The sequence below is a fragment of the Tunturibacter gelidoferens genome (assembly GCF_040358255.1).
GTDB classification, from domain to species: domain Bacteria; phylum Acidobacteriota; class Terriglobia; order Terriglobales; family Acidobacteriaceae; genus Edaphobacter; species Edaphobacter gelidiferens.
Map to the genome: position 1 here is coordinate 3,495,003 of NZ_CP132938.1, position 16,233 is coordinate 3,511,235.

General features: G+C 60.1%; 13 protein-coding genes. 4 read left to right on the forward strand and 9 right to left on the reverse strand.

What is annotated here, in order from left to right; genetic code table 11:
• Positions 1-18: 18 nt before the first annotated feature.
• The 4 genes from RBB81_RS15385 to RBB81_RS15400 form a co-directional block, all read right to left on the reverse strand.
• Positions 19-615, reverse strand: a complete 597-nt coding sequence (locus tag RBB81_RS15385; RefSeq protein ID WP_353071264.1) for a hypothetical protein — start codon at positions 613-615, stop codon at positions 19-21.
• 223 nt (positions 616-838) lie between these two features.
• Entirely contained in the window at positions 839-1,375 is a 537-nt protein-coding gene (locus tag RBB81_RS15390; protein WP_179582965.1) for a hypothetical protein, read from the reverse strand.
• A gap of 20 nt (positions 1,376-1,395) precedes the next feature.
• Entirely contained in the window at positions 1,396-1,860 is a 465-nt protein-coding gene (locus RBB81_RS15395) for a hypothetical protein (protein WP_179582967.1), read from the reverse strand.
• 25 nt (positions 1,861-1,885) lie between these two features.
• Positions 1,886-3,262 carry a tetratricopeptide repeat protein gene (locus RBB81_RS15400; RefSeq protein ID WP_353071265.1) on the reverse strand — a complete coding sequence of 459 codons (1,377 nt, stop codon included), beginning with the start codon at positions 3,260-3,262 and terminating at the stop codon, positions 1,886-1,888.
• Positions 3,263-3,796: 534 nt separating this feature from the next.
• On the opposite strand from RBB81_RS15400, the gene RBB81_RS15405 reads away from it, so the two are divergent.
• From RBB81_RS15405 to RBB81_RS15415, 3 genes are read left to right on the forward strand one after another with little or no spacing between them, the layout of a single operon-like run.
• Entirely contained in the window at positions 3,797-4,090 is a 294-nt protein-coding gene (locus RBB81_RS15405) for an ArsR/SmtB family transcription factor (RefSeq protein WP_257025515.1), read from the forward strand.
• On the forward strand, positions 4,071-4,580 hold the full coding sequence (locus RBB81_RS15410; RefSeq protein WP_183788348.1) for an SRPBCC family protein: 510 nt from the start codon (positions 4,071-4,073) through the stop codon (positions 4,578-4,580). The genes RBB81_RS15405 and RBB81_RS15410 overlap by 20 nt, the downstream gene beginning before the upstream one ends.
• 32 nt (positions 4,581-4,612) lie before the next feature.
• On the forward strand, positions 4,613-5,188 hold the full coding sequence (locus tag RBB81_RS15415; protein WP_353071266.1) for a DinB family protein: 576 nt from the start codon (positions 4,613-4,615) through the stop codon (positions 5,186-5,188).
• Positions 5,189-5,446: 258 nt separating this feature from the next.
• Here the strand turns inward: RBB81_RS15415 and RBB81_RS15420 are convergent, their stop codons facing one another.
• From RBB81_RS15420 to ileS, 5 genes are all read right to left on the reverse strand, one after another.
• Complete coding sequence (locus RBB81_RS15420; protein ID WP_353071267.1) at positions 5,447-5,920, reverse strand: DUF4760 domain-containing protein; 474 nt, start codon at positions 5,918-5,920, stop codon at positions 5,447-5,449.
• Between the two features lie 63 nt (positions 5,921-5,983).
• Positions 5,984-7,957, reverse strand: a complete 1,974-nt coding sequence (locus RBB81_RS15425) for a hypothetical protein (protein ID WP_353071268.1) — start codon at positions 7,955-7,957, stop codon at positions 5,984-5,986.
• Positions 7,958-8,129: 172 nt separating this feature from the next.
• Complete coding sequence (gene uvrA / locus RBB81_RS15430; protein ID WP_353071269.1) at positions 8,130-11,198, reverse strand: excinuclease ABC subunit UvrA; 3,069 nt, start codon at positions 11,196-11,198, stop codon at positions 8,130-8,132.
• A 25-nt stretch (positions 11,199-11,223) separates the two neighbouring features.
• Positions 11,224-11,769 carry a signal peptidase II gene (gene lspA / locus RBB81_RS15435; RefSeq protein WP_353071270.1) on the reverse strand — a complete coding sequence of 182 codons (546 nt, stop codon included), beginning with the start codon at positions 11,767-11,769 and terminating at the stop codon, positions 11,224-11,226.
• Complete coding sequence (gene ileS / locus RBB81_RS15440) at positions 11,769-14,663, reverse strand: isoleucine--tRNA ligase (RefSeq protein ID WP_353073943.1); 2,895 nt, start codon at positions 14,661-14,663, stop codon at positions 11,769-11,771. The genes lspA and ileS overlap by 1 nt, the downstream gene beginning before the upstream one ends.
• Positions 14,664-15,217: 554 nt before the next feature.
• Here ileS and RBB81_RS15445 point away from each other — a divergent pair.
• Complete coding sequence (locus RBB81_RS15445) at positions 15,218-16,189, forward strand: energy transducer TonB (protein ID WP_246373450.1); 972 nt, start codon at positions 15,218-15,220, stop codon at positions 16,187-16,189.
• The last annotated feature ends 44 nt before the right edge of the window (positions 16,190-16,233 follow it).

Here is a 16,233-nt window from a genome sequence, read left to right on the forward strand (position 1 = left end):
CTTGCTCTCGCTGTTTTGTTATGAGACGACCGGCGCTTCGCCCGTATTTCCGAGATGTGCCTGTACCTGAAGGACGAAGCGGAGGTAGGCGTCGGCGAACTGTTGTGGGGTGGAAGTTTGTGCCTGGGCGGCTAGTTGATCGAGAGACGATTGGACGATGTGAGCGGCCTTGAGATCGTTGGCGGTGGCGTAGGGATAGGCGGTGTAGTAGTAGTCGGTGTCGAACTGGACTTGCGCTATGTATTCCTTGAAGGGTGTGACGGGGACTGAGCCGGGAAACTTCTCGCTCCAGCGCCAGATGAGATTTAGTCCGCGACTAAGCACAGAGGAGAAAGCGTCGATGTACTGGTTCCAGGTGCCGTTGAAGTTGCTGAAGAAGAGCAGGTAGTCGTATTGAAGATCTTCCTGTGCTTGTCCGTTTCCGAGGAATGGAAATCGACGGCGCGGGACGATGACCCAACGAGCGAACTCAATGAAGGAGAGGTTGATAAGGTCCTTCTGCTGGGATTTGATATTCCAGAGAATGAAGAAGAGCAGGCGCAGTATCCACGTCTTCCATGGCTTCATGGGAGTGACGACGTTCATTGCGTAGACTTTGCCGTTGATGTTGCTCATAGGGCTCCGATGCAGAGGGCGTCTTCGTTCGATGCATGGGCCCGGTCTCTTCTACAGCGCTACTCCAGAATGACTCGGCACTCGCAGGGGACAAGAAAGTCAGTGAATTATGCCAGAAAGACCACGCGACACACACGATATTTCTTGCTTGAGTGCAGTTGCGGAGGCTCCCGCGGGATAAGTGGTGCGGACGACCGGAGAGGAAGCCGAACAACACTGGTTGTCAGCGGGGCAGGTCGATGGGAGCGTTCTTGTTTTCTTTGGGCGGAGGATGCGCGAGGAACCAGGCTTTTTGCTCTTCGATGAGTTGAGTGGCCTGGTCGTGGAGGTCGCGGACGGCTTCGAGGGCGAGTCGGCGGGAGACGTTGTAGGTTTCGTTATCGGGTGGGGACTTTAGATTAGAAGACCAGCGCTCGGTGGCGTCGACGAGCTTGGGAAGAGCTTTGCGGATGTCGCGGTGGCGAGGACCGTAGTCGTCGAGGTTGTCGTTGAGCTCGTCGGCGATGGCGGTGAACTCTTCGAGGAGATCGTGAGTGTCTTGTTCGCGGCCGGGTTTGCGCGGGCGGGCGAAGAGATCCTGGATGGATTTGTTACGAGCGTCGAGGAGTTTGATGAAGACGAGAACGCGGTCGCTGGGGTAGTAGGCGACCTCTCGGAGCTGTTCGACTTCGCCCTCGGAGAGTGCGGTCTCGTTGCGCTGAGCGCGAAGGTGCGGAGCAAGGAAGAGCAGAAGGAGGACGAACGAGAGTCTGCGGGGCATCGGTTCCTGGTGTTTGGTTCCTAGTGTTTGAAGACCTGAGCGAGAAGTTCGTCGTGGACCTGGTCGAGCTGCTTGAGGGTGGCTTGCAGCGTGTCACGATCTTCATTGGAGGCTTTATGGAGATACTCCCCAAGACGGTAGGAGGTGTGATGCATCAACTCTTCGGCGTTCTTGAGGCGCTTGGAGTTATTGGCCATGTCCATGTGGATGAGCATCGCGTAGGCGTTGACCTTCTTGAGGGTCGCGGTCGCCTGATCGACGTCGCCGTTGAGCATCTGTTTGCCCGCGATCTCGGTCATGACGTGGACCAGTTCGGTGTAGAGGAAGCATTGATCGCGGGGATTGGCCTGCTGGGCGCGCAGCTCGAGCTGCATGAGGGCCTGGGCATTGGGAAGATTGTCGTCGACGGAGGCGGCTCGGGAGGTTGTTGGGAGCGATAGAAGCGGCAGAGAGAGAAGGAGAGCGAAACGAAGGATCGATTTCATAACGCACCTCGAAGGGAGCGCTTGCCTACTTCATGTGATCGAGGGTGAGGAGACGGTGGCGGGCCTCCCACTCCTCGTCCGGAAACTGGCCGTTTGCCACGGAGAGGAACTGTTTGTACAGGTCGGTCGCCTGTTTGGTGTGGTGCAGTTTGTCGTGCGCAGTTGCCGCAAGGAACAAGGATGACGGCGACTGTGGCAGCACTTTATCACGAATCGATAATGCTTGCAAGGTTGTTGTCGGGTCATTGTTTACGGACGCTGCGAAGGCCAGATGGCTGGCGGCCTGGGCGAGGTCGTCTTTGGTGGGGAAGTTGTCAGGCTGGGCGATGGCGCGTTTGAGGAGGGCTTCGGCGTCGGCGAAGTTTTTGAGGTGGATCTGGACATCGGCGCTGTCGTCGAGGAGGGTGGGATCCTGCGTGGATTTGACCAGGAGAGCGGCGTAGAGGGGGGCGGCCTGGTCGTACTGCTGGTTGCGGCTGTAAAGCCGGGCCAGGAGGCGGGTGATGGCGGCGTCTTCGGGGTGGGCGGCGTGGAGTTTGGCGGCGAGGGGGATGGCCTGGGTGGTCTTGCCCTGCTGCTCGTAGAGGCTGGCGAGCTGGGCGTTGAGGGTCGGGTTTTCGGGATCTTTGGCGAGGGCGGCGGTGAGGAGGGATTCGGCCTGGTCGGGGCGCTGCTGATGCAGGAGGAGATGGGTGAGGGCGGCTGTGGCGTCTTGATTTTGAGGGTCGACGGCGAGGAGGCGGCGGTAGGCGAGTTCGGCGGAGGTAGTGTCGCCGGAGGCCTCGGCGAGCTCGCCGGAGAGGAGGATGTCCTCGGGGGTCTCGGGGGTGATTTTGATCGCGGAGAGGAGTTCGTCGCTGGCTGCGGCGGGGTTTGCGGTCTGGTCGATGCGGGCGAGGGCGCGGAAGGCGCGGCCTTTGAGGGCGGGGTTGTCGGTGGTGAGGGTGGTGGCTTTGAGGAGTTCGCTGTGGGCATCGGTGAGGCGGCCGCTTCGGGCCAGGAGGAGGCCGAGCGCGAGATGGGGGTCGAAGTAGGTGGGATCGGCGGTGATGGCGCGGCGGTAGGTGGACTCGGCGGCGGTTGTCTGGTTGAGGGCGTCCTGGGTGAAGGCGAGGTCGTAGAGGAGATGGGCGTCGTTGGGGGATTTTTCGGAGAGGGTGGTGAGGAGTTTGAGGGCGGTGGGGTAGTCCTGCTTGTCGAGGGCTTCGTTGGCCTGGGTGCGGAGGGGGTCTTGGGGTGCTGTCTTGGGTGCGGCGGTGGTGTCGATGGCCCCTGCCGGGAGCTGGGCGGCGATGGGCCGGGAGGTGAGCAGGAGGGCCAAAAATATATAGGCCGGCAAGAGAGAGAGGCCGCCATACAGCAAAGCCAGGTGCGTCGGTTTGTTGCTTCGTGCGTCTTGCATTGCCGGTACTCCCCCTCCCACCCCAAAAGTGTGCAAAGTCTTCGATCCTGATGGTTTAGGTCTGGACTTTGTATAACTCCTTAAGTGCGGAAGCCCGGCCTGGGATGGCCGGGCTTCAACAGCTTTCTCTGAATCAAGAATAACAGACGAGTCAAGAGGGTGCGGCTCGAGAATGCTACGACTCTACGTGTAGACGTATCTCATCTCCTGGCTGGTATACCCTCCAAAATCCGACAAAGCGGAAGTCGAAAACATGTTTGATATCGCACTTCAATAAGTGACTCGCCCTGTTGGCGTCAACCGAGGATCACGCCTGGGAAAGGTCGCCGGACACTGGCCGACTTACGGCTAGCCGTCTTGTTCAGTGAGTAAATGGGCGATCTATCAAGCGTCGGTCTAAGGGTTCAGAGACCAGGGAATGGAAATCCGACTCGCGACAATACCAATTGACATTCAACGGAAATCCACTACCATATGGTTGTGGATAGGTTAGGTACGACATTTGCAGCTTTGTCTGATCCGACGCGGCGGGCGATGATTGAACGGCTCTCGCGTGGGCCTGCCTCAGTGCATGGATTGACGGAACCGTTTGCGCTCTCGCAGCAGATGATTTCAAAACATATTGCGTACCTGGTGCGGGCGCGGATTGTGATCAAGACCAAGCGTGGACGGGAGAGCGTATGCACGCTTAGGCCCGAGGCGATTAAAACAGTCAGCGACTGGGCGATCAGCTATCGCCGGTTCTGGGAAGAGAGTTTCGACAAGCTGGAAGCAGTTGTAAATCAGATGAAGAAAGAGGAGGTCAGAGATGACAAAAAACACGGTTAACGAAGTTGAGCGGATGGTTGTCACAAGAGTTTTTGATGCCCCACGCGAGTTGGTTTGGAAGGCGTGGACAGACCCGAAGTACATCATGCAGTGGTGGGGACCGAAGGGTTTTACTTCGCCTGTTTGCAAGATGGATTTTCGCGTTGGAGGAAAGCTTCTCTGCTGCATGAGAGCGCCGGATGGGCAGGAGGGCTGGAATGCGGTTGAATACCACGAGATTGTTCCCTACGAGAAGATCGTTTCCCTCATGTACTTTTCCGACTCGAAGGGAAACAAGATTGACCCTGCGGAATTAGGACTTGAAAATGAGGCCATAGACGGTGCGTACGACGTGACCCTCTTTGAGGATCTCGGAAACGGCAGGACGAGACTCACCCACATTGGAAATGAACCCATGGAGAGCGCGAAAAATAGCGGTCAACTGGAGGGCTGGAACGAGATACTCGATAAAGTTGCTGCAGTTGTTGCGGGGCTGACGCAGGCGAAATAAGAAGCTGAAGGTTTGATTCGCGAAACTCAATCGTGGAGGAAGAAATGAAAAGACTACCGTTTCTCGCTATCGTCCTGCTGGCATTCGCATTTGCCGCCCATGCCCAGGACACGATGAAGAAAGATGCAGCCGTCAAACCTGCCGATCCGGAATCGAAAGTCGTGCTCGATTCCTGGAATGAGATTGGCCGCAAGCTGACGGCGATGGCTGAAGATTTTCCCGAGGACAAATATGACTTCAAGCCGACACCTGAGCAGCGGAGTTTCGCCGAGCAGTTGCTGCACGCGGCGGGCTCATGCTACTACTTCACGAATCCTGCGATGGGGCAGAAGCCTCCCGCGGCAGAAGATCCGAAGCGCGACCAATACAAATCCAAGGCCGACATCGTTGCGTTCGTCAAGAAAGCCTTCGCCGATGGCGCAACCGCCATCCAGTCGAAAGGCGAAAAAGGCCTGATGACGGAGGTTGTTTATTACCCTCAGCAGAAAGCGCGCGTTATCGACATTGCATACGGCATCATCGAGCATAGCGGAGAACACTACGGCCAGCTCGTTGTGTACTACCGCCTCGCAGGGCTCGTGCCGCCGGAGTCGCGGCCCAAGAAGTAAAGCTCAAGTTCGATCCTTCGATCTTCCACAGGGTGTCAATGAGTGCATTATCGCCGAGTCACTCATCGAGCACTCCAGGCCTTACGAGGCCCGTTCAATCCTCCAAGTTCCGGGCGGATTACGGGCAACTCGGAAGTTTCTCCGGGGCGCTCTAGTAAAGGCTACTTGCAATAACTGCTAATGCCTCGGCCTAGAGGTTGCTGCTGGTGTTCTCAGGAAGGGTTCTTCGTTGTTGGACAGTGCTTTTTGGGGTTGGAGCTATTTCTTTGCGCGTTGCTTTGATGGAGGATGGCTTCGTGTCTCGGCGATGGCTGCAAGATTCTTCTGCATCGCTTCGAGACGCTTGCGGCCTGGCCTCGATCCTTCTATGAGATGTTCAACGTTTATCAGGAACTCGGGCAGGTTCATCGCTTCGCGAAACTGCGCCAGATAGGGCTGAATTTTGGCGTATTGGAAGTACATCTCGGGGCAGGTGTTGTAGAGCAATTCGGCGTCGAGGGCACCGCTTGTTACAAAGGCGGCGACCATCTCCCAGTATCCGTAGACTTGAAGAACGAAGCTGCTCTGCCTGTTACCTGCACTGACGATCTGGATCAATTCGCTGGGTAGAAAATCGCCGCCGACGTAGGAGCGGGCTTCGCGCATGACCGTCTCCCGCCGGAGCTCATAGAGCTTCAGAATGAGTTCGGCCTGCTGAATGGCGTTGGCGGTCGCTGCGCTCTTTTTTTTCATCGGCTCTACGATAACAGCTGTCTGATTGCTGAGCAGGGATGATCCTGCGGAGGTCTGGTTTGTTCAATTGACCGGAGTTGCGTTGCGCTGATCCAGCGAGAGTGTGTTTGGCCCGGGCTTTAGTTGTATCGGGTGATCCCAGACGAGGGCCTGGTTGTTGTAGCGGGCTGAGATCATCAGATAGTAGGTTCCGGGAGAGACGCCGGGGAAGGTTCCGCTGCCGTTGGCGTCGGCGCGGATGGCGGAGGCGGCGTTTGCCTTGACCGCATCTAGAATCTTCTGGCAGTCGGGGGTGTGATTTCCGCAGGCGATGCCGAGAACTTTATAAGGGTTCGAACCCTGGGGAACTGCGATGCCTTGCTTGGCGAGTATGTCGGCGACGCTGTTGCGCAGAAGGGTGTAGGGATGTCCGGCGAGAGGGTTGGGAGCGCCGGGTTGTGGGGGGAGCCCGGAGACGATGGACAGAGTGGCGTTGCCGAGGGGCGCGGCAGAGGTGGAGAGGTTGCCGCCGCCGTTGGCTGGGGTTGCTGCTGGATTTCCAGCGGATGCTGCCGGACTTGCGGCCGATGCGAGCATGGTTGAAGCGCCGCCGCCCGAGGAGGGGATGGTCTTGCTGGGGGTGAGGGTGGCGAGGTTGCAGCTCTGTTCGAGCGGGGCGAAGGTGAAGTTGTCGTTGTTGTCCTGGCCGGTGACGATGCGTCCGTGGACCTGGTAGGGGCCGGAGTCGCCGGGGTCGAGTGAGCCGTCGGGCTTGATGATGAGGGCGAGGGGGTGATCGGGTGCGGCGATCTTGATGGCTACGCCGGTTGAGCCGGGCTCGACGGTGTAGGGATAGGCGCGGGCGGCATCGGGACCGCAGCCGAGGATGACGGCCTCGGGGAAGAACTGAACACTGAAGCCGGTGGAGGCCGCGAAGATGCCGTGCATGCGGATTCCGGGAGGGGTGGGTGGGCCTTTTTCGCCGCCGAACGCGGTCTTGAGGAGATCGGTTTGCATGGTCTGGATGCCTGTGCCGGCGCCCCTGGAGGAGAGGTTGATGGCGGGGCAGGTGGCGCGCTTGGGGACGAAGTTGGTGTAGCCGGGGGTGGATGCGCCTGCGACGTAGGTGCTGTTGGTGTGAGTGGTGGCGGCGTCGTATTGGCCGTTGCCCTGGTAGGTGAGCTGGGATTGGCCGTAGTTGCCGGTCTGGCTCTTATCGACCATTTCGTGGGTGGTGGTCTGGGAGGTTTCGGTGTGGCCGGGGGAGGAGCTACCTGGGGTGTAGCCGCCGGCGACTACGCCGTCGATGGTGACGGGGCCGGGCGGCCCGGTGATGGTTTCAGTACCGTGGAGGGTGAGGACGAGGGGCCTGGGCCTGGTGTTGATGGTGAGGACAGCGTGACCGCCTTTGAAGTCGAGGGAGTAGGCCTCTTGATTGGGTGAGAGGAAGGAACAGTTGACGAGGACGCCGCCGTCGATGAAGTCGAGACGCCAGTGGCCGGGGCCTTCGAAGACTCCTGCCATGTCGGGGCCGGGGGTGGGCTCTTTGTTGGCGCCGGGGAGGACCTGGGAGAGCATCTGGCCGAAGGCTCCGAGGAGTGAGTTGCCGGTGCAGGTGGCGGGAAGTCTGCCGGAGGATACACAGCGGCGCATGGCGCGTTCTTCGGCGTTTTTGGGGGGAGCGGGTTGACCGTAGCCGCCGCCGGACTGGGCTTGTTGTTGCTGGATGGCGTTGAGCTGGTCGTTGGCCTTCTGGGCGTTGGCGTTGTAGGTGTCCTGCTGGCGCTTCTGGAAGGCCTGGGCCGCGGCGACCTGTTTGGCGGAAGGCTGGGTGCAGGTGGGGAAGAGCTTCTTCAGCGCTCCCTTGGTGACGTAGGTGTATTGCATGATGCCGTTTGCGAGGACGTGATCGGGATGGCCGACCATGCAGGTTGCGTTGTCGGAGGTGTCGCGGATGTTGCAGTTTTCAATGAACATGCGCTCGCCGCTGCAGACGTAGATGACGCCGGGAAGGAGTGGATCGTTGGTTTGAGCGACGGCGACAGATAGAACGCACAAGCCAAATAAGGTTGCTGTGACTACTCGAAGGCTATGACGACGTCGGTTCGGACAGGACGGACCCATAATATCCCCCTGGGTTTTCTGAGGTGCGTGGCCCGGAGCCTGGGGAGGAGAGGAATCTGATACTAGACCGATGGAACGCGAAAGAGCAAGCGAGGGATGCTGTGGGCTACGCGGTGGTCTGGAGTTCTGGTTCGGCTTTCGGGGCGGCGAGGTTGAGGACGCGGGCGAGCCAGTGGCCGGTGTGGGAGGCGGGGTTGGCGGCGATCTCTTCGGGGGTGCCTACGGCGACGATCTGGCCGCCTCCGCTGCCGCCCTCGGGGCCCATGTCGATGACCCAGTCGGCGGATTTGATGACGTCGAGGTTGTGCTCGATGACGAGGAGGGAGCCTCCGCCTTCGATGAGTTTTCGGAAGGCGGCGAGGAGTTTGGCTACGTCGTCGAAGTGGAGGCCGGTGGTTGGCTCGTCGAGGATGTAGAGGGTGCGGCTGCGTGCTTTGGCGGCGGTGTCGTTGACGCTGCGATTGGTGATGGAGCGAGCGGTGGCGAGGTGCGAGGCTAGCTTGACGCGCTGGGCTTCGCCGCCTGAGAGCGTGGTGGCGGACTGGCCGAGACGGACGTACCCGAGACCGACTTCGTCGAGGACGTAGAGCTTGTCGACGATCTTTGGATGGCCTGCAAAGTAAACAAGAGCTTCTTTGACGGTCATGTTGAGAACGTCGTGGATGTTTTTGCCTTTGTAGCGGATGTCGAGGATGCTGGATTTGTAACGAGTTCCGTTGCATTCTTCGCAGGGGAGTTCAATATCGGCAAGGAACTGCATCTCGACGGTGACGGTGCCGTCGCCTTCGCAGACGTCGCAGCGGCCGCCGGGGACGTTGAAGGAGAAGTGGCCCGGGCCGAAACCTTTGCGCTTGGCGTCGGGCTGCGCACTGAAGAGGCCGCGGATGTCGTCGAAGGCTTTGATATATGTAACCGGATTGGATCGCGGGGTGCGACCGATGGGGGACTGGTCGACGAGGATGACGTCGTTGAGGTGTTGGGTGCCAGAGAGTTCGCGGTAGAGATGCGCGGGATCGGCGCCTTCGGTTTGGCCGAGAGCCTGCATGAGGGCGCGGTACAGGACTTGATGGACGATGGTGGATTTGCCGGAGCCGCTGACGCCGGTGACGCAGCAGAGCAGGCCGAGGGGGATGTCGATGTCGACGCCGCGGAGGTTGTGGATGCGGGCTCCGGTGAGCTTGAGGTGCTCGCGGCCGGGTTCGCGGCGGTGCTTCGGGATGGGGATGGTGAGGCGGCCGGAGAGGTACTTTCCTGTGATGGAGTTCGGGTCAGCGGTGACTTCGGCGACGGTGCCTGCGGCGAGGAGATGGCCGCCGAGTTCGCCTGCGCCGGGGCCGAGGTCGAGAAGGTGATCGGCGGCACGGATGACGTCGGGGTCGTGCTCGACGACGAGGATGGTGTTGCCGAGGTCGCGAAGGTCTTTCATGATGCTGATGAGCTTGGCAGTGTCTCGGGTGTGGAGGCCGATGCTGGGCTCGTCGAGGACGTAGAGGGCTCCGACTAGGCGGGAGCCTAGCGAGGTTGCGAGTTGAATGCGCTGTGCTTCGCCGCCGGAGAGGGTGGAGCTTAGGCGGTCGAGGGTGAGGTAGTCGAGGCCGACCTGATGGAGGAAGTGAACGCGCTGCCGGACCTCTTCGAGGATCTTGCCGGCAACTTCTAATTGTGCCGGTGTGAGTTGCAAATTATCGAAGAACTGCTGGGCGCCGGTGATGGTGAGGGCGGAGGTCTCGCAGATGTTCTGGGCTGGACCATTTTGAGGCGCGATGAGGACGGCGCGAGCTTCGGCGCGGAGGCGTTGGCCGCGGCAGTCGGGGCAGAGGGCGTAGCCGCGATATTTGGAGAGGAAGACGCGGACGTGGAGCTTGTATTTTTTGCGTTCGAGCGCGGCGAAGAAGCCGCGAATCCCGGGGAAGGTGCTGTTGCCGTCTTCGATGAAGGCTTGCTGTGCGGGAGTGAGGTCGTACCAGGGGACGTCGGTGGGGATGCCGGCGGCTTTGGCAGCGCGCTTCATCTCGCCGTGGTGCGGGCGATATTTGGTGGTGGTCCAGGGGGCGATGGCGCCTTCGTCGAGGGTCTTGGATTTGTCGGGGATGATGAGGTTGGGGTCGAAGTCGATGGTGTTGCCGAAGCCCTGGCAGCGGGGGCAGGCGCCGTAGGGATTGTTGAAGGAGAAGAGGCGCGGCTCGGGCTCGCGATAGGCGCGGTGGCAGGTGGTGCATTCGAACGCGGCGGAGAAACGGAGGTTGGGTGAGGTGCTCAGCGAAAATGCGGGGGTCTCTCCACTCCCCCTCGACTCCGCTCGGGGTTCGGTCGAGATGACGGCTTCAGGGGAAGGAACGGTGTGGAACTGGACTTCGCCGGATTCGCGGTAGCCGGTCTCGATGGCGTCTACGATGCGGGCGCGACTGTCGGGGCTGATGGAGAGGCGATCGATGAGAGCGAAGATGGGTTGGGTGAAGTCGAGTTCGAGGAGGGATTCGGGGGTGGAGAACTCTACTATTTTGCCGGACTGGTAGAGGCGGTTGTAGCCGCGGCGACGGAGTTCGGTGAGGCGCTCTTTGAGGCTGTCGGTGAGAGTGAGGGTCTCGGGTGCTGCGGATTTTGTGTTTTTTGAAGATTTTTTTGTTGCGGTCTTCTTTGATTTGGGGACTTCGGCTTCTGGCTCCGGGGTTGCAATCTGCATGGGCTCGAGTTTGACCTCGGCGCGGACGATGGGGAAGAGGACGTAGGTGCGGGTGCCTTCGGGGAGAGCGAAGAGGGTGGTGACGATTTCGTCTACGGTGTCGTGTTTGACGATGCCGCCGCAGTGGAGGCAGGTGACGGTGCCGCAGCGGGCGTAGAGGAGTCGGAGGTAGTCGTAGATTTCCGTTGCGGTGGCGACGGTGGAGCGTGGGTTGCGGGTCTGGTTTTTTTGCTTGATGGCGATGGCGGGGGCGAGGCCGTCCATGTGGTCGACGTCGGGTTTTTCGATCCGCTCGAGGAACTGGCGAGCGTAGGCAGAGAGCGATTCGACGTAGCGGCGCTGGCCTTCGGCGTAGACGGTGTCGAAGGCGAGGGAGGATTTGCCGGAGCCGCTGACGCCGCTGACGACGGTGAGGGCGTTGTGCGGAATGTCGACGTCGATGCCCTTGAGGTTGTGGGTTCGTGCGCCGCGGATTGTGATCTGGTCATTCATGGAGAGGGTTTTCAGTTTGCAGGTCTCAGTTGTCTGATGGTTGTGGGCGGAAGATTTCGATGAGGAGAAGACATGCGCCGATGACGATGCAGCTGTCGGCTACGTTGAAGTCGGGCCAGTGATAACTGCCGATGTGGACTTCGAGGAAGTCGACGACGTAGCTGTAACGGATGCGATCGTAGAGGTTGCCGACAGCTCCGCCGAGGATGAGTGCGAGGGCGACGGAGCTGAGCGTGAGGATGCGTCCCGCTCGCCAGAGCATTCCGATGAGGACGATGGCGGCGATGACGGAGAATGCGATGAGGATGTTGCGGACGGTGGAGGGGGAGGCGGATTCGGCAAACATACTGAAGGCCGCGCCCGTATTGTGGACGTCGGTGATGCGGAAGATGCCCGGGATGACGGTGTGGGCCTGACCGTCGGGGAGTTGATGGACGACGATGCGCTTGGTGATGCGGTCGAGGAGGACGACCGCAGCGGCGATGAGGAGCGTGAGGCCGCGCTGATCGCGTCGGCTCGTCTCGATGGCCGGGGTTGTTGTTTCGTAGGTCGTCTTGTTCGTTGAGGACATCAGGCTTGCTGCTCCGTGGCGTTGCTTGGCGATGCTTCGTAGGGCTGGTAGTGGATGGCTTCGAGGGCTTCGGCGCAGCGAAGGCAGACGGTCGGGTAGTTGGGTTGATGGCCCACATCTTCGGTGAAGCGCCAGCAGCGTTCGCACTTCGAGCCTGCGGCTGGTTTGGCCTGAACGTAGAAGGCTCCTTTTTCTACGTTGCCTTCGGTGACGATGGCGTTCGAGATTTGGACCTGCGCTACGCCGAAGAGCTCGGGGAGGATGGATTTGTACTGCTCGAAGACTGGGTTGGGCCGCTCGGCGACGCTGTTGAGCCAGCCGAGGACGATCTGGGTCTCGGAGGGTTTGTTGCTGATGGTCTTCGCGGTGCGTTCCTCTTCGAGGACCTTGAGGACTTCGTCGCGGAGGGTGAGGAGATGGTCGAAGTCTTCTTCTAGTTTGCGGGTGCTGCCAGGGATGATCTCAGACATCGCGGGGAAGAGGGCGAGATGAACACTGGACTCGCGGTTTTCTACTTTGGGCAACAATGCCCAGACCTCGTCTGCGGTGAAGCTGAGGATGGGTGCGATGAGGCGGGTGAGAGTCTCGGCGATGCGCCAGAGAGCGGTTTGTGCGCTGCGGCGTCCGGGGTGGTTGGGCGCGAAGGTGTAGAGGCGGTCCTTGAGGACGTCGAGGTAGAGCGCGCTGAGGTCGGTGTTCACGTACTCATTGAGTGCGTGATAAGCGCGATGGAACTCGAAGCTGTCGTAGGCGGCGCGGATCTTGGCGTCGAGCTCGGCGGTGCGGGCGAGGATGTATTGGTCGAGCGGTTGAAGGTTGGCAAAGGCGATGGCGTCGGTCGCCGGGTTGAAGTCGTGGATGTTGCCGAGGAGGAAGCGCAGGGTGTTGCGCAGCTTGCGGTAGTTGTCGCTGACGCGCTGCATGAGGTTTTCGCTGGCGGCTACGTCTTCGCGGAAGTCGACGGAGGCTACCCAGAGGCGGATGACTTCCGCGCCGAGACGCTTGGCGATGTCGACGGGATCGACGCCGTTGCCGAGGGATTTGGAGAAGGCGCGGCCTTGTTCGTCGAGGGTCCAGCCGGAGGTTGCAACCATCTTGTAGGGGGCGTGATTGCGGACGGCGACCGAGGTGAGCAGGGAAGAGTGGAACCAGCCGCGGTGCTGGTCGCCGCCTTCGGTGTAGAGGTCGGCGGGGGAGTGGAGCTCGGGTTCGAGGTCGAGGACGGCGTGCCAGCTGGAGCCGGATTCAAACCAGACGTCGAGGATATCCATCTCTTTGCGGAACGCCTGGTGGTGGCAGCTTGCGCAGGCGGTTCCGGCAGGGAGGAGGCTGGCGGCCTCGTGAGCGTACCAGGCGTCGGCACCATCTTTTTTGAAGAGGTCGACGATGCTTTTGTTGACGGAGGGTTCGTTGAGCGGCTCGCCGCACTTGTCGCACAGGAAGACGGCGATGGGAACGCCCCAGATGCGCTGGCGAGAGATGCACCAGTCGGGTCGAGTGGCGATCATGTTGGAGATTCGCTCTTCGCCCCAGGCGGGATCCCAGACGACGTGCTTGATCTCGTCGAGGGCGCGCTGGCGGAAGGTAGTGAGGGTGCCTTCGTCGGTGATCATTGGCGTTTCCATGCCGATGAACCACTGCTCGGTGGCTCGGACGATGACTGGGTTGTGGCAGCGCCAACAGTGCGGGTAGGAGTGCTCGAAGCTGGTGTCGCTAAGGAGGGCGCCTTTTTCTTTGAGGAGTTCGATGATGACGGGATTGGATTTGAAGACGGTGAGGTCTTCGTAGGGTTGGGCAACTTCGCCTCCGCCGTTTGTGCCGGTGTGACGCTGTCTTCCGGCGTTGTCGACGTAGTGGATCTCGGGGAGGTGGTAGCGCTGGCCGGTGTAGAAGTCGTCTACGCCGTGGGAGGGTGAGGTGTGAACGGCTCCGGTGCCTTGCTCGGCAGTTACGTAGTCGGCGGTGACGCCGAGGATGCTGCGATCGAGGAATGGGTGTTGGAAGGTGGCGTGCTCGAGATGGTTGCCGGTGAAGACGGCGACGATGTCGGCCTGCGACGCTGGCTCGGCGGGGTTCTTCGCGCTCATCAGACGGCAGTGGGTGATGACCGAGGACATGAGCGCCTGGGCGATGATGTACGTGCCGCCATCGCATGCGAGAGCGACGTATTCGAGATGCGGGTTGAAGGCTACGGCTTGCGAAGCGGGAAGGGTCCAGGGTGTGGTGGTCCAGATGATCGTGTAGAGATCTTTTATTCCAACGAGCGACGGGGCGATGACAGCTGGGTCGCTGGTGAGGGCGTAGCGGACGTAGACGCTGGGCGAGGTGTGCTGGTCGTATTCGACCTCGGCTTCTGCGAGCGCGGTGCGGTCGTGGATGCACCAGTAGACGGGTTTGAGACCTTTGTAGACGAATTTCTTCTCGAAGAAGTCGTAGAAGGTTTCGACGATGCTGGCTTCGTAGCCGAACGACATGGTGAGGTAGGGATCGTTCCAGCGGCCGAAGACGCCGATGCGCTCGAACTGACTGCGCTGAAGGTCTACGTACTTTTGTGCGTACTCGCGGCAGGCGCGGCGGACGGCGATCGGATCCATCTCGAGTTTTTTGCGGCCTAGCTGCTCGTCGACTTTGATTTCGATGGGGAGGCCGTGGCAGTCCCAGCCGGGGACGTAGGGGGCATCGAAGCCGGCCATGGTCTTGGTTTTGACGACGAAGTCCTTGATGCACTTGTTGAGCGCGTGACCGAGGTGAATGGCTCCGTTGGCGTAGGGAGGACCGTCGTGGAGGATGTACTTGGGCTGGCCGGCGCGCGCGGCACGTATCTGCGCGTATAAGTCACTTTGCTGCCACGCCTGAAGGCGCGCGGGCTCGTTCTGGGGCAGATTGGCCTTCATCGGGAAGGTCGTCTGGGGCAGATTTAAGGTGGACTTCAGCGCTTTGGATGCTGGATCTGACGCGCTGTCTCTCCCGCCAGTGGGCTGGTTCAAAGTGGACTTCAGCGCTTTGAGCTCGGGTTTTGCCTGGGTTGCTTCCGACATTCGGTCCTCTTGGTTGCTGATAACAAAGTTGCGGTTTGTGGCAAACCTCTATTGTAGACGGCGAGGAGGGGTGGTACATAGGATGCCAAGGAGACATTCGCATGGTGACGTGCGTCCAAGGGAATAAGCGCCGGTTGGTGAATGTTTGTAGAATGTTTTAATGACCAGGCGATATTAGCCAGAGCCGGGAAGAGAACCGACCTGGCATCTGGCACGTATGAAAAGAAGCAGGTTGAGGCGGGCGAGATTTTTGGAAGTGGTGTGCGGAGGCTGCGGCTTACTGCACCGAGGCGAAGCAGCTTATGGCGAATAGTTTATTGACACCACCACCGCAGATAGATCCGGAAAAAAAAGGCCCGACACTGCGTCCGGCAAATGCCCCGAATTTGAACGAAGAGACCGACGGGTCTATGTGGTCCTCGTTTTTCGCGAACCTGCGGGATGCTTTCAGCAGGTCGGACGAAACGCCGTTGCACCTTGATTCGAGGCCGGCCGAGAACGATCTGATTATCGAGGAAGAGGGCGTCTTTGCCTCTCTCTGGAACAGCGTGCGGGATGTGTTTTTCCCGGTAAAGCTTCCGCCGCTGGTTCTGGAATCGAAGCCGATCGCTGTTGTCGATCGGATGAAGACGAAGCAGAATCCTATTGCGATTACGTCTGCTGTCGTGATCTACGGGCTGATCATTCTGCTGATCGCGTTTCTGCTGGCGAAGAAGGTTCAGTTTGCCGCTCCTGTGAGGACGCTGCAGGTGACTGAGCTTTCGGTTCCGCCGCAGGCTCCGCCCAGGGCTCAGGCGATGGGTGGAGGCGGCGGACAGCGTGGGCCTACCCCGGTGACGAAGGGAACCCCGCCGAAGGCTGCGGATACGCAGATTGTGCCGCCGAGCAAGCCTCCGCTGGTGGAGCCGAAGATCAAGATTGACCCGACGGTGGAGATGCAGAAAGACATCAAGATGGCGACCAGCATTCCTCAGATCGGTGTGGCGAACTCGCCGCTGGTGGGGATGTCGATGGGAAATGGGAGTGGCACGGGACTCGGGTCGGGCAATGGCTCGGGGATTGGGCCGGGGTCAGGCGGCAACACCGGTGGTGGACCGAGGCGGATTGGCGGCGGTGTTTCGGCTCCGGTGCTGATCTTCTCGGTTGAGCCGGAGTTCTCTGAAGAGGCTCGGAAGGCTAAGGTTGCCGGGAATGTTCTGGTCAACCTGTGGGTCGATACGAATGGAAATCCCAGCCACGTCCACGTGATTCGCGGTGTCGGTATGGGTCTGGATGAGAAGGCGATGGAAGCGGTGAGACAGTACAAGTTCAAGCCGGCGATGGAGAACGGTAGGCCTGTTCTGGTTGAGCTGAACGTTGAGGTTAATTTCCAGATCTTCTAACGATGGTTCTTTCAAAAGGAGAGGCCCGCTGTTCGCGGGCCTCT